At 53.0% G+C, this 20,855-nt stretch carries 21 protein-coding genes and 1 pseudogene; 16 read left to right on the top strand and 6 right to left on the bottom strand.

Annotated elements, in window-relative coordinates:
- Position 1 precedes the first annotated feature (1 nt).
- The 4 genes from ftsE to livJ all read left to right on the top strand — a co-directional run bounded on the left by ftsE (position 2) and on the right by livJ (position 4,220).
- Positions 2–670 (top strand): cell division ATP-binding protein FtsE, encoded by a 669-nt coding sequence (ftsE, locus tag OGX94_RS04155; protein ID WP_003023420.1) that lies wholly within the window; start codon positions 2–4, stop codon positions 668–670.
- The gene (gene ftsX, locus OGX94_RS04150; protein WP_003827568.1) at positions 663–1,721 is read left to right on the top strand and encodes a permease-like cell division protein FtsX; all 1,059 of its coding nucleotides are present in this window, start codon (positions 663–665) and stop codon (positions 1,719–1,721) included. Before ftsE ends, ftsX begins: the two co-directional genes overlap by 8 nt.
- A 270-nt stretch (positions 1,722–1,991) precedes the next feature.
- Entirely contained in the window at positions 1,992–2,846 is an 855-nt protein-coding gene (gene rpoH, locus OGX94_RS04145; RefSeq protein ID WP_003023425.1) for an RNA polymerase sigma factor RpoH, read from the top strand.
- Between the two features lie 270 nt (positions 2,847–3,116).
- Entirely contained in the window at positions 3,117–4,220 is a 1,104-nt protein-coding gene (livJ, locus tag OGX94_RS04140) for a branched chain amino acid ABC transporter substrate-binding protein LivJ (RefSeq protein WP_139153507.1), read from the top strand.
- Between the two features lie 83 nt (positions 4,221–4,303).
- Here livJ and OGX94_RS04135 read toward each other — a convergent pair.
- Both OGX94_RS04135 and panM read right to left on the bottom strand, forming a co-directional pair.
- Positions 4,304–4,430 (bottom strand): annotated as a pseudogene (locus OGX94_RS04135) (hypothetical protein).
- Positions 4,415–4,798, bottom strand: coding sequence for an aspartate 1-decarboxylase autocleavage activator PanM (gene panM, locus OGX94_RS04130; protein ID WP_003827573.1), 384 nt, complete (start codon positions 4,796–4,798; stop codon positions 4,415–4,417). Before panM ends, OGX94_RS04135 begins: the two are co-directional and overlap by 16 nt.
- 423 nt (positions 4,799–5,221) lie before the next feature.
- Here panM and livK point away from each other — a divergent pair, with 423 nt between their 5' ends.
- The 11 genes from livK (at position 5,222) to ugpQ (ending at position 15,688) form a co-directional block, all read left to right on the top strand.
- Complete coding sequence (gene livK / locus OGX94_RS04125) at positions 5,222–6,331, top strand: high-affinity branched-chain amino acid ABC transporter substrate-binding protein LivK (RefSeq protein ID WP_003023433.1); 1,110 nt, start codon at positions 5,222–5,224, stop codon at positions 6,329–6,331.
- 61 nt (positions 6,332–6,392) lie between these two features.
- Positions 6,393–7,319, top strand: coding sequence for a high-affinity branched-chain amino acid ABC transporter permease LivH (gene livH, locus OGX94_RS04120; RefSeq protein ID WP_003827575.1), 927 nt, complete (start codon positions 6,393–6,395; stop codon positions 7,317–7,319).
- Entirely contained in the window at positions 7,316–8,593 is a 1,278-nt protein-coding gene (livM, locus tag OGX94_RS04115) for a branched chain amino acid ABC transporter permease LivM (protein WP_048215381.1), read from the top strand. The genes livH and livM overlap by 4 nt, the downstream gene beginning before the upstream one ends.
- On the top strand, positions 8,590–9,357 hold the full coding sequence (gene livG, locus OGX94_RS04110) for a high-affinity branched-chain amino acid ABC transporter ATP-binding protein LivG (protein ID WP_003827578.1): 768 nt from the start codon (positions 8,590–8,592) through the stop codon (positions 9,355–9,357). Before livM ends, livG begins: the two co-directional genes overlap by 4 nt.
- A gap of 17 nt (positions 9,358–9,374) precedes the next feature.
- A complete protein-coding gene (gene livF, locus OGX94_RS04105) occupies positions 9,375–10,088 on the top strand; it encodes a high-affinity branched-chain amino acid ABC transporter ATP-binding protein LivF (RefSeq protein WP_003827581.1) in 714 nt (237 codons plus the stop codon).
- A 101-nt stretch (positions 10,089–10,189) separates the two neighbouring features.
- Positions 10,190–10,471, top strand: coding sequence for a hypothetical protein (locus tag OGX94_RS04100; protein ID WP_063941400.1), 282 nt, complete (start codon positions 10,190–10,192; stop codon positions 10,469–10,471).
- A gap of 247 nt (positions 10,472–10,718) precedes the next feature.
- Positions 10,719–12,035, top strand: coding sequence for a sn-glycerol-3-phosphate ABC transporter substrate-binding protein UgpB (ugpB, locus tag OGX94_RS04095; RefSeq protein WP_286568763.1), 1,317 nt, complete (start codon positions 10,719–10,721; stop codon positions 12,033–12,035).
- Between the two features lie 110 nt (positions 12,036–12,145).
- Positions 12,146–13,033, top strand: a complete 888-nt coding sequence (gene ugpA, locus OGX94_RS04090) for a sn-glycerol-3-phosphate ABC transporter permease UgpA (RefSeq protein WP_003837841.1) — start codon at positions 12,146–12,148, stop codon at positions 13,031–13,033.
- Positions 13,030–13,875, top strand: coding sequence for a sn-glycerol-3-phosphate ABC transporter permease UgpE (gene ugpE / locus OGX94_RS04085; RefSeq protein ID WP_003023450.1), 846 nt, complete (start codon positions 13,030–13,032; stop codon positions 13,873–13,875). Before ugpA ends, ugpE begins: the two co-directional genes overlap by 4 nt.
- A gap of 2 nt (positions 13,876–13,877) precedes the next feature.
- The gene (locus OGX94_RS04080; protein WP_257662206.1) at positions 13,878–14,948 is read left to right on the top strand and encodes a sn-glycerol-3-phosphate import ATP-binding protein UgpC; all 1,071 of its coding nucleotides are present in this window, start codon (positions 13,878–13,880) and stop codon (positions 14,946–14,948) included.
- Positions 14,945–15,688, top strand: coding sequence for a glycerophosphodiester phosphodiesterase (ugpQ, locus tag OGX94_RS04075; protein ID WP_257662207.1), 744 nt, complete (start codon positions 14,945–14,947; stop codon positions 15,686–15,688). The genes OGX94_RS04080 and ugpQ overlap by 4 nt, the downstream gene beginning before the upstream one ends.
- Here ugpQ and OGX94_RS04070 read toward each other — a convergent pair.
- Positions 15,685–16,125 carry a DUF2756 family protein gene (locus OGX94_RS04070; protein ID WP_003827591.1) on the bottom strand — a complete coding sequence of 147 codons (441 nt, stop codon included), beginning with the start codon at positions 16,123–16,125 and terminating at the stop codon, positions 15,685–15,687. The two genes, ugpQ and OGX94_RS04070, sit on opposite strands and share 4 nt — an antisense overlap.
- Before the next feature lie 118 nt (positions 16,126–16,243).
- Between OGX94_RS04070 and ggt the strand changes: the two genes are divergently transcribed.
- The gene (ggt, locus tag OGX94_RS04065; protein ID WP_286568760.1) at positions 16,244–17,989 is read left to right on the top strand and encodes a gamma-glutamyltransferase; all 1,746 of its coding nucleotides are present in this window, start codon (positions 16,244–16,246) and stop codon (positions 17,987–17,989) included.
- A gap of 44 nt (positions 17,990–18,033) precedes the next feature.
- Here the strand turns inward: ggt and OGX94_RS04060 are convergent, their stop codons facing one another.
- The 3 genes from OGX94_RS04060 to OGX94_RS04050 are packed head-to-tail and all read right to left on the bottom strand — an operon-like array spanning position 18,034 to position 20,851.
- Positions 18,034–19,068 carry a phosphotriesterase family protein gene (locus OGX94_RS04060; protein WP_218667120.1) on the bottom strand — a complete coding sequence of 345 codons (1,035 nt, stop codon included), beginning with the start codon at positions 19,066–19,068 and terminating at the stop codon, positions 18,034–18,036.
- The gene (locus OGX94_RS04055) at positions 19,065–20,036 is read right to left on the bottom strand and encodes a DMT family transporter (protein ID WP_126956401.1); all 972 of its coding nucleotides are present in this window, start codon (positions 20,034–20,036) and stop codon (positions 19,065–19,067) included. Before OGX94_RS04055 ends, OGX94_RS04060 begins: the two co-directional genes overlap by 4 nt.
- A gap of 53 nt (positions 20,037–20,089) precedes the next feature.
- The gene (locus OGX94_RS04050) at positions 20,090–20,851 is read right to left on the bottom strand and encodes a glutamine amidotransferase (RefSeq protein ID WP_197385449.1); all 762 of its coding nucleotides are present in this window, start codon (positions 20,849–20,851) and stop codon (positions 20,090–20,092) included.
- Between the last annotated feature and the right edge of the window lie 4 nt (positions 20,852–20,855).

The raw sequence follows: 20,855 nt of genomic DNA, 5'->3' as shown, positions 1-20,855 counted from the left end.
AATGATTCGCTTTGAACATGTCAGCAAGGCCTATCTCGGTGGGAGACAAGCGCTGCAGGGAGTGACCTTCCATATGCAGCCTGGCGAGATGGCGTTTCTGACCGGCCACTCCGGCGCGGGGAAAAGTACCCTGCTGAAGCTGATTTGTGGAATTGAACGGCCCAGCGCCGGGAAAATCTACTTTAGCGGGCATGACATCAGCCGTTTGAAAAACCGTGAAGTGCCGTTTCTGCGTCGTCAGATTGGCATGATTTTTCAGGATCACCACCTGTTGATGGACAGAACCGTGTTTGACAATGTGGCAATCCCGCTGATCATCGCGGGCGCCAGCGGGGATGATATTCGTCGTCGCGTGTCAGCGGCGCTGGATAAGGTCGGGCTGTTGGACAAAGCGAAAAACTTCCCGATTCAACTCTCCGGCGGTGAACAACAACGCGTCGGCATCGCCCGCGCGGTGGTGAACAAACCTGCGGTGCTGCTGGCGGATGAACCAACGGGGAACCTGGATGACGCGCTGTCAGAAGGGATCCTTCGCCTGTTCGAAGAGTTTAACCGCGTCGGGGTCACGGTATTAATGGCCACGCACGATATTGGCCTGATCTCCCGTCGCTCCTATCGCCAAATGGTTCTGAGCGATGGACATCTGCATGGAGGCCTGGCGCATGAATAGACGTGACGCTATTAACCAAATCAAACAGTTCGGTGGCCGACTGGATCGCTTTCGTAAATCGGGCGGTGCGTCGGGTGACGGCGGTCGCAACGCGCCAAAGCGTGCGAAAGCCGCGCCAAAGCCGAATTCGCGTAAAACCAATGTCTTTAACGAGCAGGTACGTTATGCGTTTCAGGGCGCGTTACAGGACCTGAAAAGCAAGCCGCTGGCGACGTTTCTGACGGTGATGGTCATTGCCATCTCCCTGACGCTGCCTAGCGTGTGCTACATGGTTTATAAGAACGTAAACCATGCGGCAAGCCAGTATTATCCGTCTCCGCAGATCACCGTTTATCTGCAAAAAACGCTGGATGATGATGCGGCGGCGCGGGTGGTTGGTCAGTTGCAGGCCGAACAGGGCGTGGAGAAAGTGAATTATCTTTCCCGTGACGACGCGCTGGGCGAATTCCGTAACTGGTCTGGCTTTGGCGGCGCGCTGGATATGCTTGAAGAGAACCCGCTTCCGGCCGTGGCGGTTGTTATCCCGAAACTGGACTTTCAGGGTACGGAGTCGCTGAACACGCTGCGTGACCGCATCGCACAAATCAACGGTATTGATGAAGTGCGAATGGATGACAGCTGGTTCGCTCGCCTGGCGGCGCTGACGGGCCTTGTCGGACGCGTTTCCGCGATGATCGGCGTGCTGATGGTGGCGGCGGTCTTCCTCGTCATCGGTAACAGCGTGCGGCTGAGTATTTTTGCGCGTCGCGATACCATTAACGTGCAAAAACTGATTGGCGCGACGGATGGATTTATCCTGCGTCCGTTCCTCTACGGCGGTGCACTGCTCGGTTTTTCCGGTGCATTTCTTTCACTGATTTTGTCAGAAATTTTGGTGATGCGTCTGTCGTCAGCGGTGACTGAGGTGGCACAGGTATTTGGAACTAAGTTTGATATCAATGGCTTATCATTCGATGAGTGCCTGTTATTGCTGCTGGTGTGCTCAATGATTGGCTGGGTGGCAGCCTGGCTTGCCACGGTTCAACATTTACGCCACTTTACCCCCGATTAAAAAATCTCTGGTATAATCTTTCCTTGCACTGAGTAGTTCGCTCTGCAGGGAAAGAGTCCCTGTGATCTCTTCCCGGCGTATTCATTGTGATGTCACATTTTGTGCGTAATCTATACACATTACGACATGGAACTTGTGGATAAAATCACTGTCTGATAAAAGATTGAATGATATTCTCGTTGCTCATAAGCTCTGGCATGGTTGTTGCTACTGGTTTTTGTTAATTAGTTTTTAGCCAATGCGCCAGATGAAAAGATTGAGAGGATTTGAATGACCAAAGAAATGCAAAATTTAGCTTTAGCCCCTGTTGGTAACCTGGAATCTTATATCCGGGCTGCGAACGCGTGGCCGATGTTGTCGGCTGACGAGGAGCGGGCACTGGCTGAAAAGCTGCATTACCAGGGCGATCTGGAAGCAGCTAAAACGCTGATCCTGTCTCACCTGCGCTTTGTTGTTCATGTTGCTCGTAATTATGCGGGCTATGGCCTGCCGCAGGCGGATCTGATTCAGGAAGGTAATATCGGCCTGATGAAAGCCGTGCGCCGTTTCAACCCGGAAGTGGGTGTGCGCCTGGTTTCCTTCGCCGTGCATTGGATCAAAGCTGAGATCCACGAATACGTTCTGCGTAACTGGCGTATCGTTAAAGTCGCGACCACCAAAGCGCAGCGTAAGCTGTTCTTTAACCTGCGTAAAACCAAACAGCGTCTGGGCTGGTTTAACCAGGACGAAGTTGAAATGGTTGCTCGCGAGCTGGGTGTTTCCAGCAAAGACGTGCGCGAAATGGAATCCCGTATGGCGGCACAGGACATGACGTTTGACATGTCTTCAGACGATGAGTCTGACAGCCAGCCGATGGCCCCGGTGCTGTATCTGCAGGATAAATCTTCTAACTTTGCCGACGGCATTGAAGAAGATAACTGGGAAGATCAGGCCGCGAACAAACTGACCCACGCAATGGAAGGTCTGGACGAGCGTAGCCAGGACATCATTCGTGCCCGTTGGCTGGACGAAGACAACAAGTCGACGTTGCAGGAACTGGCCGATCGCTACGGCGTTTCCGCTGAACGTGTTCGTCAGCTTGAAAAGAACGCCATGAAAAAACTGCGCGCGGCGATCGAAGCGTAATCTTCCAGCCGCCCTGGAAATGCTGATAAACCCTGGATGAAAATCCGGGGTTTTTTGTTTTTATCTCTCCCCCTCTCTCCTGACGTTTATGCTTTTTGTCATCAAGTTGTTATCTGCATGTCAAATTTAGCTATTCCAAGATAATAAAAATCGGGTATGTTTTAGCAGAGTATGCTGCTAAAGCACGGGTGGCTATCCAATAATCGAAATAAAGTGCTGAACAACAACATCACAACACACGTAATAACCACAATAATGGGGATTGTCAGGATGAATATGAAGGGTAAAGCGTTATTGGCAGGATGTATCGCCCTGTCTTTGAGCAATATGGCGTTTGCTAAGGATATTAAAGTTGCCGTCGTCGGCGCGATGTCCGGTCCGGTAGCGCAGTATGGCGATCAGGAATTTACTGGCGCAGAGCAGGCGATTGCAGATATCAACGCCAAAGGCGGGGTGAAAGGCGACAAACTGGTCATGGTGAAATATGACGATGCCTGTGACCCGAAACAAGCGGTAGCGGTAGCTAACAAAGTGGTCAACGACGGGATTAAATATGTTATCGGCCACCTGTGCTCGTCTTCCACTCAGCCTGCGTCAGATATCTATGAAGACGAAGGCATTCTGATGATCACCCCAGCGGCAACGGCACCGGAGCTGACCGCGCGCGGTTATAACCTGGTGATGCGTACCACCGGTCTGGATTCCGATCAGGGCCCGACTGCTGCCAAATATATCGTTGAAAAAGTGAAGCCGAAGCGCATTGCGATCGTTCACGACAAACAACAGTACGGTGAAGGCCTGGCGCGTTCCGTGCAGGACAACCTCAAGAAAGCCAACGCTGACGTGGTGTTCTTCGACGGGATCACCGCTGGCGAGAAAGATTTCTCTACGCTGGTGGCGCGTCTGAAGAAAGAGAATATCGATTTCGTTTACTACGGTGGTTACCACCCGGAAATGGGGCAGATTCTGCGCCAGGCACGCGCTGCGGGTCTGAAAACCCAGTTTATGGGACCAGAAGGGGTAGCGAACGTGTCGCTGTCTAACATCGCGGGTGAGTCTGCAGAAGGCTTACTGGTAACGAAACCGAAGAACTACGATCAGGTTCCGGCGAACAAACCGATTGTGGACGCGATCAAAGCCAAGAAACAAGATCCGAGCGGTGCATTCGTATGGACCACCTACGCCGCGCTGCAATCCTTGCAGGCCGGTCTGAACCAGTCTGACGACCCGGCTGAAATTGCCAAATACCTGAAAGCAAACTCAGTGGAAACCGTCATGGGGCCGCTGTCATGGGATGCGAAGGGCGATCTGAAAGGCTTCGAATTCGGCGTGTTTGACTGGCATGCAAACGGGACGGCGACCGACGCCAAATAATTTTCCTGGCGCCTTTCGCGCTGCAGATGCGTTGGTTACGTTATTCAACCCCGGTCACTTACTTATGTAAGCTCCCGGGGACTTCATAACTTGCCGCCTTCCTGCAACGTGAAATTCTTGGAAAATTGCGAGGTGGTTTTTTATTTTTTCTCCCAGCATGTAGGCCGGATAAGCGTCAGCGCCATCCGGCTTTTTTATCTTTTTTCCCAGCCATTCTCCTGGGCTGTAAACCCTAACGCCTGCATAAACGCGGCCATCACGCTGCGGTCTTCAACGCCGACGTCGGCCATCCACCATGAACTCACATCAGGGTTTTCCCGGATGACTTCTTCGATCAAATACTGCCCGACGCCGCGACGGCGGGTGATATCGCGTACGCGCAATGAATCTAATGCACCTTGCGTGCCGCTCAGGGTTACGCGAACTGCGCCTAACAGACGCTCGTTAAAGCGTGCGGCGTAGATCCGGTGCGTTTCATCTACGCTTAACGATGAGGCGGAATATTCCGGCCAGATTTTGCCCAGATCAATCTGGTCCTGGTCGCTAAAGTTATCTAAACGAACGATGGTCAGCTTCATTAACAGCATGTCCAAATCACAAAAGATGGAATGAGTGTACCGAAATAATTCACCCGGATGCTTTCTCTTTTTTATGTGAATAACCAGATTAATAATTTTGTAACAACGGTAATGACAGTTTGAAACCGTAGAGATTGAAAAATAGGCAGAATAATACCCTGGGATGCAGCATTTTATTCGGCTCTTTGTGCCGTTATTTTATGCTGACAAACGTGCTTTTTTTTGTTTATCTATAGTGAAAAGCAGAATATTATCTTTTCTTAATCGACTGAAAAATAGAGATTTTAGCCTGATTTTGCTTAAAAAACTGCGCTAAACCATTAATGAGACTGGTAAAAATAGTGCAGTTCAAAAAAAGCACAGACTGCTTTTTAACCACATAAATACAAAATATTAATTACGTCACGAATGGGGATTCAGGTAATGAAACGGAATGCGAAAACAATCATCGCAGGGGTGATAGCACTGGCAATGTCACACGCGGTCATGGCGGAAGATATCAAGGTCGCTGTTGTCGGCGCGATGTCAGGTCCGGTCGCGCAGTGGGGCGATATGGAATTTAATGGCGCACGTCAGGCCATTAAAGATATCAATGCCAAAGGCGGGGTCAAAGGCGACAAACTGGTCGCTGTGGAATATGACGATGCCTGCGATCCGAAACAGGCCGTTGCGGTAGCGAACAAAATCGTCAATGACGGCATTCAGTACGTTATTGGTCATCTGTGCTCATCTTCCACGCAGCCCGCATCAGATATCTATGAAGATGAAGGCATTCTGATGATTTCTCCGGGTGCCACAAACCCGGAACTGACCCAGCGCGGTTACGCTCACATTATGCGTACAGCGGGCCTGGACTCCTCTCAGGGGCCGACCGCCGCGAAATACATTCTGGAGAAGGTGAAGCCACAGCGTATCGCCATCATTCACGATAAACAGCAATACGGTGAAGGCCTGGCGCGTTCGGTGCAGGACAGCCTGAAAGCGGGCAAAGCCAACATCGTTTTCTTTGACGGTATCACCGCCGGGGAAAAAGATTTTTCTGCGCTGATCGCTCGCCTGAAAAAAGAAAATATCGACTTTGTTTATTACGGCGGCTACTACCCGGAAATGGGGCAAATGCTGCGCCAGGCGCGTTCCGTCGGGCTGAAAACCCAGTTTATGGGACCTGAGGGCGTCGGCAATGCGTCGCTGTCTAACATCGCCGGTGATGCTGCTGAAGGCATGCTGGTAACCATGCCAAAACGCTATGACCAGGATCCGGCGAATAAGGCTATCGTCGATGCGCTCAAAGCTGACAAGAAAGATCCAACCGGACCATACGTGTGGATCACTTATGCAGCCGTCCAGTCATTGGCGACAGCAATGGATCGCAGCGGTAGCAAAGAGCCGTTGGACCTGGTGAAAGATCTGAAAGCACACGGGGCTGATACCGTGATTGGGCCGCTGAAATGGGACGAAAAAGGCGATTTGAAGGGATTTGAGTTTGGTGTCTTCCAGTGGCATGCAGACGGTTCTTCGACCGTTGCGAAGTAATACCTGAAGACGAGTTATCCCACCGCCCGTGCAAAACGGGCGGGTTTAAAAAGGTTACCTTATGTCCGAGCAGTTCCTCTATTTCTTGCAGCAGATGTTTAACGGCGTCACGCTGGGAAGCACCTACGCGCTGATCGCCATCGGTTACACGATGGTGTACGGCATTATCGGCATGATCAACTTCGCCCACGGCGAGGTGTATATGATCGGCAGCTATGTCTCCTTTATGATCATCGCAGCGCTAATGATGATGGGCATCGATTCCAGCTGGCTACTGGTCGCGGCGGGCTTCGTCGGCGCGATTGTGATTGCCAGCGCCTACGGCTGGAGCATTGAACGCGTGGCGTATCGGCCCGTGCGCAGCTCCAAGCGCCTGATCGCGCTGATTTCCGCTATCGGGATGTCCATCTTCCTGCAAAACTACGTCAGCCTGACAGAAGGTTCGCGCGACGTGGCGCTGCCCAGCCTGTTTAATGGCCAGTGGACTGTCGGCAGTAGCGATAACTTCTCTGCTTCCATCACCACCATGCAGTTGGTTATCTGGATCGTAACCTTCCTGGCGATGCTGGCGCTGACGCTGTTTATCCGTTACTCCCGTATGGGCCGCGCCTGCCGTGCCTGTGCAGAAGACCTGAAGATGGCCAGCCTGCTCGGCATCAATACCGATCGCGTGATTGCGCTGACCTTTGTGATTGGCGCGGCAATGGCGGCGGTAGCGGGCGTGCTGCTCGGTCAGTTCTATGGTGTAATTAACCCATACATCGGCTTTATGGCCGGGATGAAGGCCTTTACCGCGGCGGTACTGGGCGGCATCGGCAGCATTCCAGGGGCGATGATCGGCGGCCTGATTCTGGGCGTTGCGGAAGCGCTTTCCTCTGCTTATCTGAGTACTGAATACAAAGACGTCGTTTCATTCGCGCTGCTGATTCTGGTGCTGCTGGTGATGCCGACCGGTATTCTGGGTCGCCCGGAGGTAGAGAAAGTATGAAACCGATGCATTTTGCAATGGCGCTGCTCTCTGCCGCTATGTTCTTCGTCCTGGCGGGCGTCTTTATGGGTGTTCAGTTAGAGCTGGACGGTACCAAGCTGGTAGTCGATACCGCCGCGGATATCCGCTGGCAGTGGGTGTTTATCGGCACTGGCGTGGTCTTTCTTTTCCAACTGCTACGTCCAGCCTTCCAGAAAGGCCTGAAGAGCGTCTCCGGACCGAAATTTATTCTGCCGGCGATTGACGGCTCCACCGTTAAACAGAAGCTGTTCCTGGTGGCGCTGCTGGTGATTGCCGTGGCGTGGCCGTTTATGGTGTCACGCGGTACGGTGGATATCGCCACGCTGACGATGATTTATATCATCCTCGGCCTCGGCTTAAACGTGGTGGTGGGGCTTTCCGGCCTGCTGGTGCTGGGCTACGGCGGCTTCTATGCCATCGGCGCTTACACCTTCGCGCTGCTGAACCACTATTACGGTCTGGGCTTCTGGACCTGTCTGCCGCTGGCGGGGCTGGTTTCCGCTGCAGCAGGCTTCCTGCTCGGCTTCCCGGTATTGCGCCTGCGTGGTGATTATCTGGCGATTGTGACCTTAGGCTTCGGCGAAATCGTCCGTATTCTGCTGCTCAACAACACCGAAGTAACCGGCGGTCCAAACGGTATTAGCCAGATCCCGAAACCGACCTTTTTCGGTCTGGAGTTCAGCCGTACCGCCCGTGAAGGCGGCTGGGATACCTTCAGCAACTTCTTTAACGTCAAGTACGATCCGTCTGACCGCGTCATTTTCCTCTATCTGGTGGCGCTGCTGCTGGTGGTCTTCTCGCTTTTTGTTATCAACCGTTTGCTGCGTATGCCGCTGGGTCGCGCGTGGGAAGCGCTGCGTGAAGATGAAATTGCCTGTCGTTCTCTGGGCTTAAACCCTACGCGTATCAAGCTGACAGCCTTTACCATCAGCGCCGCGTTTGCCGGTTTTGCCGGTACGCTGTTTGCCGCGCGCCAGGGCTTCGTCAGCCCGGAGTCCTTCACCTTTGCCGAGTCGGCCTTTGTGCTGGCGATTGTGGTACTGGGCGGAATGGGCTCACAGTTTGCGGTGATCCTCGCGGCCATCCTGCTGGTGGTGTCACGCGAGCTGATGCGTGATTTCAACGAATACAGCATGTTAATGCTGGGTGGTTTAATGGTACTGATGATGATCTGGCGTCCGCAGGGCTTGTTGCCGATGACCCGTCCACAGTTGAAGCTGAAAAACGGGGAAGCAAAAGGAGAGCAGGCATGAGTCAGCCATTATTATCCGTTAACGGCCTGATGATGCGCTTCGGCGGTCTGCTGGCGGTAAACAACGTTGAACTGGAACTGCGACCGCAGGAGATCGTTTCGTTAATCGGCCCGAACGGTGCGGGGAAAACCACGGTCTTTAACTGTCTGACCGGTTTTTATAAGCCGACCGGCGGGACGATTAAGCTGCGCGACCAGCACCTGGAAGGGCTGCCGGGTCAGCAAATCGCGCGTATGGGGGTGGTACGTACTTTCCAGCACGTGCGTCTGTTTCGCGAAATGACGGTGATTGAAAACCTGCTGGTGGCGCAACATCAGCAACTGAAAACCGGCGTCTTCTCCGGCCTGTTGAAAACCCCGTCGTTCCGTCGCGCGCAGAGTGAAGCGTTGGATCGCGCCGCCACCTGGCTTGCGCGTATTGGCTTGCTGGAGCATGCCAACCGTCAGGCCAGTAACCTGGCCTATGGCGATCAGCGCCGTCTGGAAATTGCGCGCTGCATGGTGACCCAGCCGGAAATCCTGATGCTCGACGAACCCGCTGCTGGACTCAACCCGAAAGAGACCAAAGAGCTGGACGAGCTGATTGCTGAACTGCGTAACCATCACAACACCACCATTTTGTTGATTGAGCACGACATGAAGCTGGTGATGGGGATTTCTGACCGTATTTACGTGGTGAACCAGGGCACGCCGCTGGCGAATGGGACGCCGGAACAGATTCGTAATAACCCGGATGTTATCCGCGCCTATTTAGGTGAAGCATAATGGTGGCGAGGCTTAATATGGATAAAGCGATGTTATCGTTCGACAAAGTCAACGCCCACTACGGCAAAATACAGGCGCTGCACGACGTCAGCTTGTATATCAACCAGGGTGAAATCGTTACTCTGATTGGTGCCAACGGCGCGGGAAAAACCACGCTGCTCGGCACATTGTGTGGCGACCCGCGAGCGACCAGTGGGCGAATCGTCTTTGATGGTAAAGACATTACCGACTGGCAGACGGCGAAAATCATGCGCGAAGCGGTAGCGATTGTGCCGGAAGGGCGTCGCGTGTTTTCCCGTATGACGGTGGAAGAGAACCTGGCGATGGGCGGCTTCTTTGCCGAAAAGGACCAGTTTCAGGAACGCATCAAATGGGTGTATGACCTGTTTCCCCGTCTGCATGAACGTCGTATTCAACGTGCGGGAACGATGTCCGGCGGTGAACAGCAGATGCTGGCGATAGGCCGTGCGCTGATGAGCCAGCCGAGGCTGCTGCTGCTTGATGAACCGTCGCTGGGTCTGGCGCCGATTATCATCCAGCAGATTTTTAACACCATCGAACAGCTGCGCGAACAGGGGATGACCATCTTCCTCGTCGAACAGAACGCTAACCAGGCGCTGAAGCTCGCCGATCGCGGCTACGTGCTGGAAAACGGTCATGTGGTGCTGGAAGACACCGGTGATGCGCTACTGGCTAACGAAGCGGTGCGAAGCGCGTATCTGGGCGGTTAATCATTCTCTGAATAGACAAGGGGCCTGCTGTGGCCCCTTTTTATTGCTCTATGTTATTATTGAGAATAGTTATCAATAATAAAAATGAACATGGAGAAAGGATGATTCGTTCAGGTACCTGCATGATGATTGGCAGTTTGTTTTTGACGCTTTCACTAACCACCCAGGCCTCAACACCGCCAGCGTTTGACCCGCGCGATCCCTCTATCTGGGAAGAGAAACCGGACAACCCGTTAGCGCAATCCGACTCGCCCTGCGAAGTGTTTACCAGCTCGGTATGCCCAGGCTGGGATGATGATAAATCGGATATCCAACGTGAACGTGAGCGGCGAGAGCAGCAGCGTTTACAGAATGAATATGAACGACGCTGGCGTCGGGATTAATCTTCCTTGCTGGAGCTGCAGATAACGCCATCCAGGCCGGAGAAGGTATAGCGATATCCGGCTTTGTTGTGCACCACCCCGCATTTTCCTGTCACTACGCTTTCACTGCCTTGCCATCTGTTTGTCGCCTTACTATCTTTTTTTTGTAATAAAAAAGTTATTTTTCTGTCATTCGAGCATGTCATGTTACCCCCGCGAGCATAAAACGCGTGATATCGCGCATCCGGCACAACAAGAGAGATAACCGATGATATCGTTACGACATACAGCTTTAGGACTGGCACTTAGCCTGGCATTTGCAGGTCAGGCACTGGCGGTCACCACTATCCCGTTCTGGCACTCAATGGAAGGCGAACTGGGTAAAGAAGTTGATTCACTGGCGCAACGTTTTAATGCAGCCAATCCCGACTACAAAATTGTTCCGCAGTACAAAGGCAACTATGAGCAGAGCCTGAGTGCAGGAATTGCTGCTTTCCGTACCGGAAACGCGCCTGCGCTGCTGCAGGTTTATGAAGTGGGCACGGCAACCATGATGGCCTCAAAAGCCATTAAACCGGTCTATGAAGTATTCAAAGAGGCTGGCATTAACTTCGATGAGTCTCAGTTCGTACCGACCGTTTCCGGTTACTACACCGACTCTAAAAGCGGACACTTGCTCTCCCAGCCGTTTAACAGCTCCACTCCGGTGCTGTACTACAACAAAGATGCCTTCAAAAAAGCCGGTTTAGACCCGGAGCAGCCGCCGAAAACCTGGCAGGATCTGGCGGAGTACACCGCGAAGCTGAAAGCCGCAGGCATGAAGTGCGGTTACGCCAGCGGCTGGCAGGGATGGATTCAGATTGAAAACTTCAGCGCCTGGAACGGTCTGCCGGTAGCAACCAAAAACAATGGCTTGGACGGTACTGACGCGGTGCTGGAGTTCAATAAACCGGAACAGGTGAAACACATCGCTCTGCTGGAAGAGCTGAACAAAAAAGGTGATTTCAGCTACTTCGGGCGTAAGGACGAATCCACTGAGAAGTTCTACAACGGGGATTGTGCCATTACCACCGCCTCTTCCGGTTCGCTGGCCGACATCCGCCACTACGCTAAATTCAATTATGGCGTCGGGATGATGCCGTACGATGCCGATGTGAAGGGCGCGCCGCAGAATGCGATTATCGGTGGGGCCAGCCTGTGGGTGATGCAGGGTAAAGATAAAGCAACCTACGAAGGCGTGGCGCAGTTCCTCAACTTCCTGGCGAAGCCTGAAATTGCTGCCGAATGGCACCAGAAGACCGGCTATCTGCCGATCACCACCGCTGCCTACGACCTGACCCGTGAACAGGGCTTCTATGAGAAGAACCCTGGGGCTGATATCGCCACCCGCCAGATGCTGAACAAGCCGCCGTTGCCATTCACCAAAGGACTGCGTCTGGGCAATATGCCGCAGATCCGCACTATTGTGGATGAAGAGCTGGAAAGCGTCTGGACCGGGAAGAAAACCCCGCAGCAGGCACTGGATGCCGCCGTTGAGCGTGGCAATCAGTTACTGCGCCGCTTTGAGCAATCGACCAAGTCTTAAGTGTATAAGTGCCGGATGGCGCTGCGCTTATCAGGCCTACAAGTTCGTAGTTTGTAGGCCGGATAAGGTGCTTGCACCGCCATCCGGCACCTTCCAGGAAAAGAACCTACATGTCTTCATCCCGTCCGGTATTCCGCTCGCGTTGGCTTCCCTATTTGTTGGTGGCTCCGCAGCTGGTTATCACCGTTATTTTCTTTATCTGGCCCGCCGGTGAAGCGCTGTGGTACTCGCTACAATCCGTTGATCCGTTTGGTCTTTCCAGCCAGTTTGTCGGACTGGAAAACTTTGTCGCGCTGTTTCATGACCCGTACTACCTCGACTCATTTTGGACCACCATTAAGTTCAGTACGTTAGTCACGGTAAGTGGTCTGCTGGTGTCGTTATTTTTTGCGGCGCTGGTGAATTACGTGGTGCGCGGCAGCCGTTTTTACCAGACGCTGATGCTGTTGCCATACGCCGTCGCGCCTGCCGTCGCCGCCGTATTGTGGATCTTCCTGTTTAACCCAGGACGTGGGCTGATTACCCATTTTCTCGGTGAGTTTGGCTATGACTGGAACCATGCGCAAAACAGCGGTCAGGCGATGTTCCTGGTGGTGTTTGCATCGGTCTGGAAGCAGATTAGTTACAACTTCCTGTTCTTCTTTGCCGCACTGCAGTCTATCCCGCGGTCGCTGATCGAAGCCGCCGCGATTGATGGCGCAGGGCCGGTTCGCCGCTTCTTTAAGCTGGCGCTGCCGTTGATAGCCCCGGTCAGCTTCTTTCTGCTGGTGGTGAATCTGGTTTATGCCTTCTTTGATACCTTCCCGGTTATTGATGCCGCCACGGCGGGTGGGCCGGTGCAGGCGACGACCACGCTGATTTATAAGATCTACCGTGAAGGGTTTGTCGGGTTGGATCTGGCTTCTTCCGCCGCACAATCGGTGGTGCTGATGTTCCTGGTCATTATTTTGACGGTGGTGCAGTTCCGCTATGTGGAAAGTAAGGTGCGTTACCAATGATTGAGAACCGTCGTGGGCTGACAATATTCAGCCATGCCATGTTGATTATGGGGATCATGGTGATCCTGTTTCCGCTGTACGTCGCGTTTGTCGCGGCGACGCTGGACAACAAAGCGGTGTTTGAAACGCCGATGACGCTGGTTCCCGGCACGCAGTTGCTGGAGAACATGAAATACATCTGGGTCAACGGCGTGGGCGTCAACAGCGCGCCGTTCTGGTTGATGATGCTTAACAGCTTCATCATGGCGTTCAGTATTACGGTAGGGAAAATCACCGTCTCCATGCTCTCCGCATTCGCCATCGTCTGGTTCCGTTTTCCGCTGCGCAACCTGTTCTTCTGGATGATTTTTATCACCCTGATGCTGCCGGTTGAGGTGCGAATCTTCCCCACCGTGGAGGTTATCGCCAACCTGAAAATGCTCGACAGCTATGCGGGTCTGACGCTGCCGTTGATGGCATCGGCTACTGCGACCTTCCTGTTCCGACAGTTCTTTATGACCCTGCCGGATGAGCTGGTTGAGGCCGCGCGAATTGACGGTGCGTCACCGATGCGTTTTTTCCGCGATATCGTACTACCACTGTCAAAAACCAATCTGGCGGCGCTGTTCGTTATCACCTTTATCTACGGCTGGAACCAGTATTTGTGGCCGTTGTTAATTATTACCGACGTCAATTTGGGCACTGCGGTGGCGGGTATCAAAGGCATGATCGCCACCGGTGAAGGCACCACGCAGTGGAACCAGGTAATGGCTGCCATGCTGCTGACGCTCATCCCTCCGGTAATCATCGTGTTAGCCATGCAGCGCGCCTTCGTACGCGGTCTGGTCGATAGTGAGAAATAAAAATGGCTGGTTTAAAACTACAGGCAGTAACCAAAAGCTGGGACGGCAAAACCCAGGTAATTAAACCGCTGACGCTGGACGTCGCGGACGGGGAATTTATCGTGATGGTTGGGCCATCCGGTTGCGGAAAGTCTACGCTGCTGCGGATGGTCGCCGGGCTGGAGCGGGTGAGCGGTGGCGATATCTGGATTGATAATAAACGCGTCACCGAGATGGAGCCGAAGGATCGCGGCATAGCGATGGTCTTTCAAAACTACGCGCTCTACCCGCATATGAGCGTGGAAGAAAACATGGCCTGGGGACTGAAAATCCGCGGGATGGGTAAGGAACACATTGCTGAGCGGGTAAATGAGGCGGCGCGTATTCTCGAGCTGGGTGAGCTGCTCAAACGTCGTCCGCGCGAACTTTCTGGCGGTCAGCGCCAGCGCGTAGCGATGGGACGAGCGATTGTGCGCGACCCGGCGGTATTCCTGTTCGATGAGCCGCTTTCTAATCTTGATGCCAAGCTGCGCGTACAGATGCGTCTGGAGTTACAACATCTGCATCGCCGCCTGAAAACCACTTCGCTATACGTGACGCACGACCAGGTTGAAGCGATGACCCTCGCCCAGCGGGTGATGGTGATGAACAAAGGCATTGCCGAGCAGGTAGGTACGCCGGTTGAAGTGTATGAAAAACCTGCCAGCCGCTTTGTGGCGAGTTTTATCGGCAGCCCGGCAATGAACCTGCTGGACGGGCGCATCAGTACCTCGGGCACCCATTTTGAACTGGAGGGTGGCATGACGCTACCCATCGGCAGAAGCGCGAGAGAGTCTATTGGCCGTAAAATGACGTTGGGTATCCGCCCGGAGCATATTGCGCTAAGCTCGCAGGCCGAAGGCGGTGTGCCGTTGGTTGTTGATACACTGGAAATGCTGGGCGCAGATAACCTGGCACACGGACGCTGGGGCGAGCAAAAGCTGGTGGTGCGACTGGCGCATCAGCATCGCCCAACGGCAGGCAGCACGCTGTGGCTGCATTTGCCAGAAAATCATCAGCATCTTTTTGATGGCGAAACAGGACAACGCGTATGAGTAACTGGCCTTACCCCCATATTGTCGCCCATCGTGGCGGCGGTAAGCTGGCCCCGGAAAACACCCTGGCGGCGATCGACGTGGGGGCGCGATACGGGCATACCATGATCGAGTTTGACGCTAAATTGTCGAAAGACGGTGAGATCTTCTTACTGCATGACGACAACCTGGAGCGAACCAGCAACGGCTGGGGCGTGGCAGGCGAGCTGAACTGGCAGGATTTATTGCGCGTGGACGCCGGCGGCTGGTTTAGCGGTGAGTTTAAAGGTGAACCGCTGCCGCTGCTCTCGCAAGTGGCCGAGCGCTGCCGTCAGCATGGAATGATGGCAAATATTGAAATTAAACCCACAAACGGCACCGGAACGCTAACCGGCAAAGTCGTGGCGCTGGCCGCGCGGGAACTGTGGGCGGGAATGACGCCGCCACTGTTGTCATCCTTTGAAATTGATGCACTTGAAGCGGCGCAGCAGGCGGTACCTGAACTGCCGAGAGGCTTGCTGCTTGATGAATGGCGCGAGGACTGGCGCGAGCTGACCACACGGCTTGGATGCGTCTCTATTCATCTTAATCACAAACTGCTGGATGAAGCGCGTGTGGATGCGCTGCGCGATGCGGGGCTACGTATTCTGGTATATACCGTCAACCGACCCCAGCGCGCGGCGGAACTGCTGCGCTGGGGCGTGGACTGCATCTGTACCGATGCCATTGATACGATTGGTCCGGATTTCCAACCTTTTTAAGGCCCAATCGTTTTTAACGGAACGTTAGGCTGCGGCGTGCTGGAGGGCTTCAGCATGTCGCCGTTCTTTTTCTCTGACAGCATATGTTGCTTATTCAGAGAGCTGTCCGGGTTACGGGTTCCACTCAACATCCCACCGTTGCTGTTGGGCAGCATTTGCTGCTGACCGGAATTTAGCTCGCCTGGCTGAGACTGAAGGACCCGCTGGGAGTTGGTGTTAATTTGGTTTTCCAGATGCTGTTGCTGCATACGCGTCTGCGTTTGCAACTGTTGGTTGAGCATCCCTTTCTGCTGAATTTGCTGCGTTTGCATTTGGGTTTGCATACGCTGCTGACTCGGGATCTGATAACCGGGTTGGTTCGGGTTATTCATGGTGTTGATGGGCTGTGCAAAGCCTGCAAACGGCAACAGCATGGCTAAAAGTAAGAGTCGTTTCATCGCTTTTCTCCTCTCGGGGATCTCTTAAGTTTACTCCTTTCTCGCCGTTACGATGATTATTTCAGAGTTATGCACCAGGCTTAGTGGGGGCAGACCCCCATACATCTGGAGAATAACGATGATAAAACCGACGTTTTTACGCCGGGTAGCCATTGCTGCTCTGCTCTCAGGAAGTTGTTTTAGCGTTGCTGCCGCGCCGGCTGCGCCACCGCCGGTATCTTACGGAGTCGAGGAAGATGTGTTCCATCCCGTACGTGCTAAGCATGGGATGGTGGCCTCTGTGGATGCTTTAGCTACCCAGGTTGGTGTGGACATTCTTAAACAGGGTGGGAATGCCGTCGATGCCGCCGTGGCCGTTGGCTATGCGCTGGCGGTGACGCATCCCCAGGCGGGCAATCTGGGCGGCGGTGGTTTTATGCTACTGCGTACCAAAGACGGTAACACCACCGCGATCGATTTTCGTGAAATGGCGCCTGCTGGCGCGACCCGTGACATGTTCCTCGATGAGCAGGGCAACGCCGATGCGAAAAAGTCGCTGACGTCGCATCTGGCATCCGGTACGCCGGGTACCGTGGCGGGTTTCTCGCTGGCGCTGGAGAAATACGGCACGATGCCGCTGAACAAAGTGGTGCGCCCGGCGATGAAGCTAGCGGAAGAGGGCTTTGTGGTTAATGACGCGCTGGCCGACGATCTGAAAACCTATGGCAGCGAAGTGCTCCCTAATCACGAGAACAGCAAAGCCATTTTCTGGAAGGACGGCGAGCCGCTGAAAAAGGGCGACAAGCTGGTGCAAAAGAATCTGGCGAAAAGCCTGGAAATGATTGCCGAGAATGGCCCGGATGCGTTTTATAAAGGGGCGATTGCCGATCAGATAGCCGGGGAAATGCAGAAGAACGGCGGGCTGATGACCAAAGAGGATTTAGCCAGCTATAAAGCCGTGGAGCGCACGCCGATAAGCGGTGACTATCGCGGGTATCAGGTCTTCTCCATGCCGCCGCCGTCCTCTGGCGGTATTCACATCGTGCAGATCCTCAATATTCTCGAAAACTTCGATATGAAGAAGTACGGATTTGGCAGCGCCGATGCCATGCAGGTTATGGCTGAAGCGGAGAAATATGCTTACGCCGACCGTTCAGAGTATCTGGGCGACCCGGATTTTGTGAAAGTGCCGTGGCAAGCGCTGACCAACAAAGCCTATGCTAAAACGCTTGCCGATCAGATTGATATCAACAAGGCTAAGCCTTCCAGCCAGATCAAACCTGGCAAACTCGCCCCGTATGAAAGCAACCAGACTACGCACTTCTCGGTAGTGGATAAAGACGGCAATGCCGTGGCGGTAACGTATACCCTGAATACCACCTTCGGGACCGGCATCGTGGCGGGTAACACCGGCATTCTGCTGAATAACGAAATGGACGACTTCTCCGCTAAGTCAGGCGTGCCGAACGTTTATGGACTGGTGGGCGGTGATGCTAACGCGGTTGGGCCGAAGAAGCGTCCGCTGTCATCGATGTCGCCGACTATCGTGGTAAAAGACGGGAAAACCTGGCTGGTGACCGGCAGCCCAGGTGGAAGCCGAATCATCACTACCGTACTGCAAATGGTGGTCAACAGCATTGATTACGGGATGAACGTCGCCGAAGCGACCAACGCACCGCGCTTCCATCATCAATGGTTGCCAGATGAACTGCGCATCGAGAAGGGCTTCAGCCCGGATACAATCAAGCTGCTGGAGCAAAAAGGACAGAAAGTGGCGCTGAAAGAGGCGATGGGCAGCACGCAGAGCATTATGGTTGGACCGGATGGCGCACTGTATGGCGCTTCTGACCCGCGTTCCGTGGATGATTTAACGGCGGGGTACTGATTTTTGATTAATAGCCCGGTGTCAGGCACCGGGCGTTTTGTTGGCTATGCCGTGAGTAACCGCGCTGGATTATCAATACAGAGCTTGCGAAGAGTATCGTTGTCTACTCCACGGGCAGCCAGATAGGCGAGGAAAACATTCGGGACAAACCCCCAACCGTTCCCCCCATTTTTTGCCCACATCTGTTTGAGAAAAACATCATGGCTTAAAACTATCTGATCGGCGTAACCCAGTTCAATCAGATGAGCTACCGCATCTGCGGTCTCCTGAACGCTTGGGGCGATACCTTCTTTAGGGAAGGTAATGTCCAGACCAATCATGTCAAATTCAAGCCACACGCCGCGGTCGAGCATTTTACGTTGATAGGCAACATCTTTTCCTGACGGGTCCGAGTGTGCCAGCGAAACTTTTGCCGGAGAGACGTTCATCTCTTCAAGGACAATATCCAGCACCTCATCACCCAGTCGCAGCCACCCTGGCATATGGATATTCATCGCCGTATGGGGATTATTACGTTGTGCCAGAGACGCTGCCCGCAGACTGTTACGCTCCGCTTGGGTAAATGCGGGTGACACGCCAATTTCACCGATCATACCGGCGCGAATATCTGTCTCGCCAATCCCTTGATTCAGTTCCTTATCAATCAGTGCGGCTAATGAATCGACAGGTTTATGGATCCTGGTGCTTTCAAACTTCTCCAGATAAGGTCCTGATGAAGCAACGATATTCAAACCGGTTTTTATTGCCACTTCCCGTAACGATGAAGCGTCCCGACCGATAGACTCAGAACCCGTCGCGTCGACAATCGTCCTGCCTCCTAGTGACATAAAATTATTGATTTCAAAGATGACATCATCAATCTCTTTTCTGTCCATGTTATCGGCGCAGCAGTATGGGTCGTGTTTCAGTCCCCACTGTAGGTCAGCACTGACTTTTTTTCCTACCAGTTGCTGTGAAAAAGCATAATGTGGTTCATCAACAACGGATGACAGATCGTTAAACAGATGCTCATGCGGGAGCGTTAGCCCCATATCAGTGTGCGCCACTGGGCCTGTCACGGTTTGCAGGAAACCTTTCATCCTGACACCTCCATTTTTTGCGCCATTTTGGATGCTCTGTATTCAGGAATGGTGGTAACAATTGCGCCCACTAACGCGAACAACGTGCCGATGATGGTGACCAGATAGACCGTATTGCCTAAGGATGGGATCAATTCATCAATCAATACCGACCCAAGCAACTGGCCTGCGGTAGATGCTACACCCAGCATTAGCAGACCTAAGCCTCTGACCAGAATCGCCATCAGCCCGATGGACAGCAGACCCAGCGGGCCACCGAGATACATCCACCACGTATCGGGTAACTGGACGGTGACATGGCCTAATGCGACACGTATCGCCAGTGCAGCGCCCAGCACACAAAAGCCGACAATGAAGTTCCAGGTAATGGAAACCAGCATAGAGCCCGTGGCCTCGGCAACTTTGGCATTTCCAGCAGGCTGCCAGCCAGCGAGTAATCCTGCCAAAAATGGAAGGATAGCGAGCAGGATAAAGGAGGTTGAATGCCACTGTGGCGACACGACAAAAATCGTGGCAATAACCGCGAACAATGCGCCAGCAACGCGCCATGGGGTGAAATATTTCTTCTCATCCACACCGACACCAAAACGGTCGCACAGTAGGCCGGAAAGGAGCAGGGCGGAAATTAATGCAGTTTGAAACGTGGCAACGCCCAACGCGCTGGCTGATGCCCCTTCCGAAAATACAACCATCGCTCCACATAATCCGGCAAACCAATTCCACCGCGGGATTTTTCTCTTTTTAATCAGCGTCGGGATCGATGCGAATTGCTGGCGTGTTTCTTTACGCGCAATAATAATGAAAAACATGACGACCAGACCGCTGGCGAACGAGATTACTGCACAAGCATTACCATCTTGCAACCAGTGTCCCAATTGCCCATTAACGGCAGACTGCATTGGGGAAAGCATACCGGCTAAGATGGTTGCAAGCATCAGTAAGGGAGTTGAGTACTTATTTTTGTTCATACATCAATCCTTGTATTTTATAAAAGGAGTAACTTTCGTTACTCCATTGTTTTTTATTTTCTGGCGATGAATTGAAGCGTGTTAACCCACAGGTCGGTATAAAACGGCCAGGACATAAATTGCTGTGTTCCCCAGTGTGGCGAACAGTCGCTCATGAAGCAGGCGGTTTTACCCTGTTGGTATTCACCGAACACTAACAGCGGGTCATTATTTATTGTTAAAACAACATCGGCATCTTCTCTGGCGACAGCCTGGTTATATCCAAGAAATACCGGGTAGTCTGAGAATCCGTTAACGACAGGATGTTCTGGGGAGATGGCCTCAGCGCAGATACCCTCTGGTTTTTCTACCCGGTCATCGCCGTCAAGCATAATAACTGGCAAAACCTCGGCAAGAATGGTGTTCTTGTAATTAGCCTTGGCCTCAATGCCCATAAATGACAGATAGCCGCCAATCATGAGCAGACCACCACCATTTCTGACATACTCTTTAATTGATTCCAGAGCATTTGGCTTTATTTTTAGCTGATAGAACGTCTCGTTTTGCAACAGGAACGTATTGCTGCCGATATCGCTAATAACAATGACATCATAACGGTTTAGTTCATCAATGCTTTCTGGAAATGCAATTTGCACGGTGTGAGCCGGCATATAATCAATTTCTACACCACCTTTCTTTAAGCATTCAAGCAACCATGTAGCACCTTCTTCATATTTACTGGAGGTAAAACTGTCATAGCCTTTTGAATGAATCATGTGAATATGCCAGGATTCTCCAATAAAGAGCACCTTTAGTTTTTTCTGCGTATTGTTCATAGTC

This window comes from Citrobacter sp. Cpo037 (genome assembly GCF_030332945.1).
In the GTDB taxonomy this organism is placed as follows: domain Bacteria; phylum Pseudomonadota; class Gammaproteobacteria; order Enterobacterales; family Enterobacteriaceae; genus Citrobacter; species Citrobacter portucalensis.
Note: the sequence above shows the minus strand (reverse complement) of the source record. Positions and strands in the feature narration are given on the sequence as shown.

Excerpts from the sequence above, each read along its gene's own strand:
- ftsE (WP_003023420.1), top strand. The coding sequence starts at position 2 with ATGATTCGCTTTGAACATGTCAGCAAGGCCTATCTCGGTGGGAGACAA.
- ftsX (WP_003827568.1), top strand. The coding sequence starts at position 663 with ATGAATAGACGTGACGCTATTAACCAAATCAAACAGTTCGGTGGCCGA.
- rpoH (WP_003023425.1), top strand. The coding sequence starts at position 1,992 with ATGACCAAAGAAATGCAAAATTTAGCTTTAGCCCCTGTTGGTAACCTG.
- livJ (WP_139153507.1), top strand. The coding sequence starts at position 3,117 with ATGAATATGAAGGGTAAAGCGTTATTGGCAGGATGTATCGCCCTGTCT.
- panM (WP_003827573.1), bottom strand. The coding sequence starts at position 4,798 with ATGAAGCTGACCATCGTTCGTTTAGATAACTTTAGCGACCAGGACCAG.
- livK (WP_003023433.1), top strand. The coding sequence starts at position 5,222 with ATGAAACGGAATGCGAAAACAATCATCGCAGGGGTGATAGCACTGGCA.
- livH (WP_003827575.1), top strand. The coding sequence starts at position 6,393 with ATGTCCGAGCAGTTCCTCTATTTCTTGCAGCAGATGTTTAACGGCGTC.
- livM (WP_048215381.1), top strand. The coding sequence starts at position 7,316 with ATGAAACCGATGCATTTTGCAATGGCGCTGCTCTCTGCCGCTATGTTC.
- livG (WP_003827578.1), top strand. The coding sequence starts at position 8,590 with ATGAGTCAGCCATTATTATCCGTTAACGGCCTGATGATGCGCTTCGGC.
- livF (WP_003827581.1), top strand. The coding sequence starts at position 9,375 with ATGGATAAAGCGATGTTATCGTTCGACAAAGTCAACGCCCACTACGGC.
- OGX94_RS04100 (WP_063941400.1), top strand. The coding sequence starts at position 10,190 with ATGATTCGTTCAGGTACCTGCATGATGATTGGCAGTTTGTTTTTGACG.
- ugpB (WP_286568763.1), top strand. The coding sequence starts at position 10,719 with ATGATATCGTTACGACATACAGCTTTAGGACTGGCACTTAGCCTGGCA.
- ugpA (WP_003837841.1), top strand. The coding sequence starts at position 12,146 with ATGTCTTCATCCCGTCCGGTATTCCGCTCGCGTTGGCTTCCCTATTTG.
- ugpE (WP_003023450.1), top strand. The coding sequence starts at position 13,030 with ATGATTGAGAACCGTCGTGGGCTGACAATATTCAGCCATGCCATGTTG.
- OGX94_RS04080 (WP_257662206.1), top strand. The coding sequence starts at position 13,878 with ATGGCTGGTTTAAAACTACAGGCAGTAACCAAAAGCTGGGACGGCAAA.
- ugpQ (WP_257662207.1), top strand. The coding sequence starts at position 14,945 with ATGAGTAACTGGCCTTACCCCCATATTGTCGCCCATCGTGGCGGCGGT.
- OGX94_RS04070 (WP_003827591.1), bottom strand. The coding sequence starts at position 16,125 with ATGAAACGACTCTTACTTTTAGCCATGCTGTTGCCGTTTGCAGGCTTT.
- ggt (WP_286568760.1), top strand. The coding sequence starts at position 16,244 with ATGATAAAACCGACGTTTTTACGCCGGGTAGCCATTGCTGCTCTGCTC.
- OGX94_RS04060 (WP_218667120.1), bottom strand. The coding sequence starts at position 19,068 with ATGAAAGGTTTCCTGCAAACCGTGACAGGCCCAGTGGCGCACACTGAT.
- OGX94_RS04055 (WP_126956401.1), bottom strand. The coding sequence starts at position 20,036 with ATGAACAAAAATAAGTACTCAACTCCCTTACTGATGCTTGCAACCATC.
- OGX94_RS04050 (WP_197385449.1), bottom strand. The coding sequence starts at position 20,851 with ATGAACAATACGCAGAAAAAACTAAAGGTGCTCTTTATTGGAGAATCC.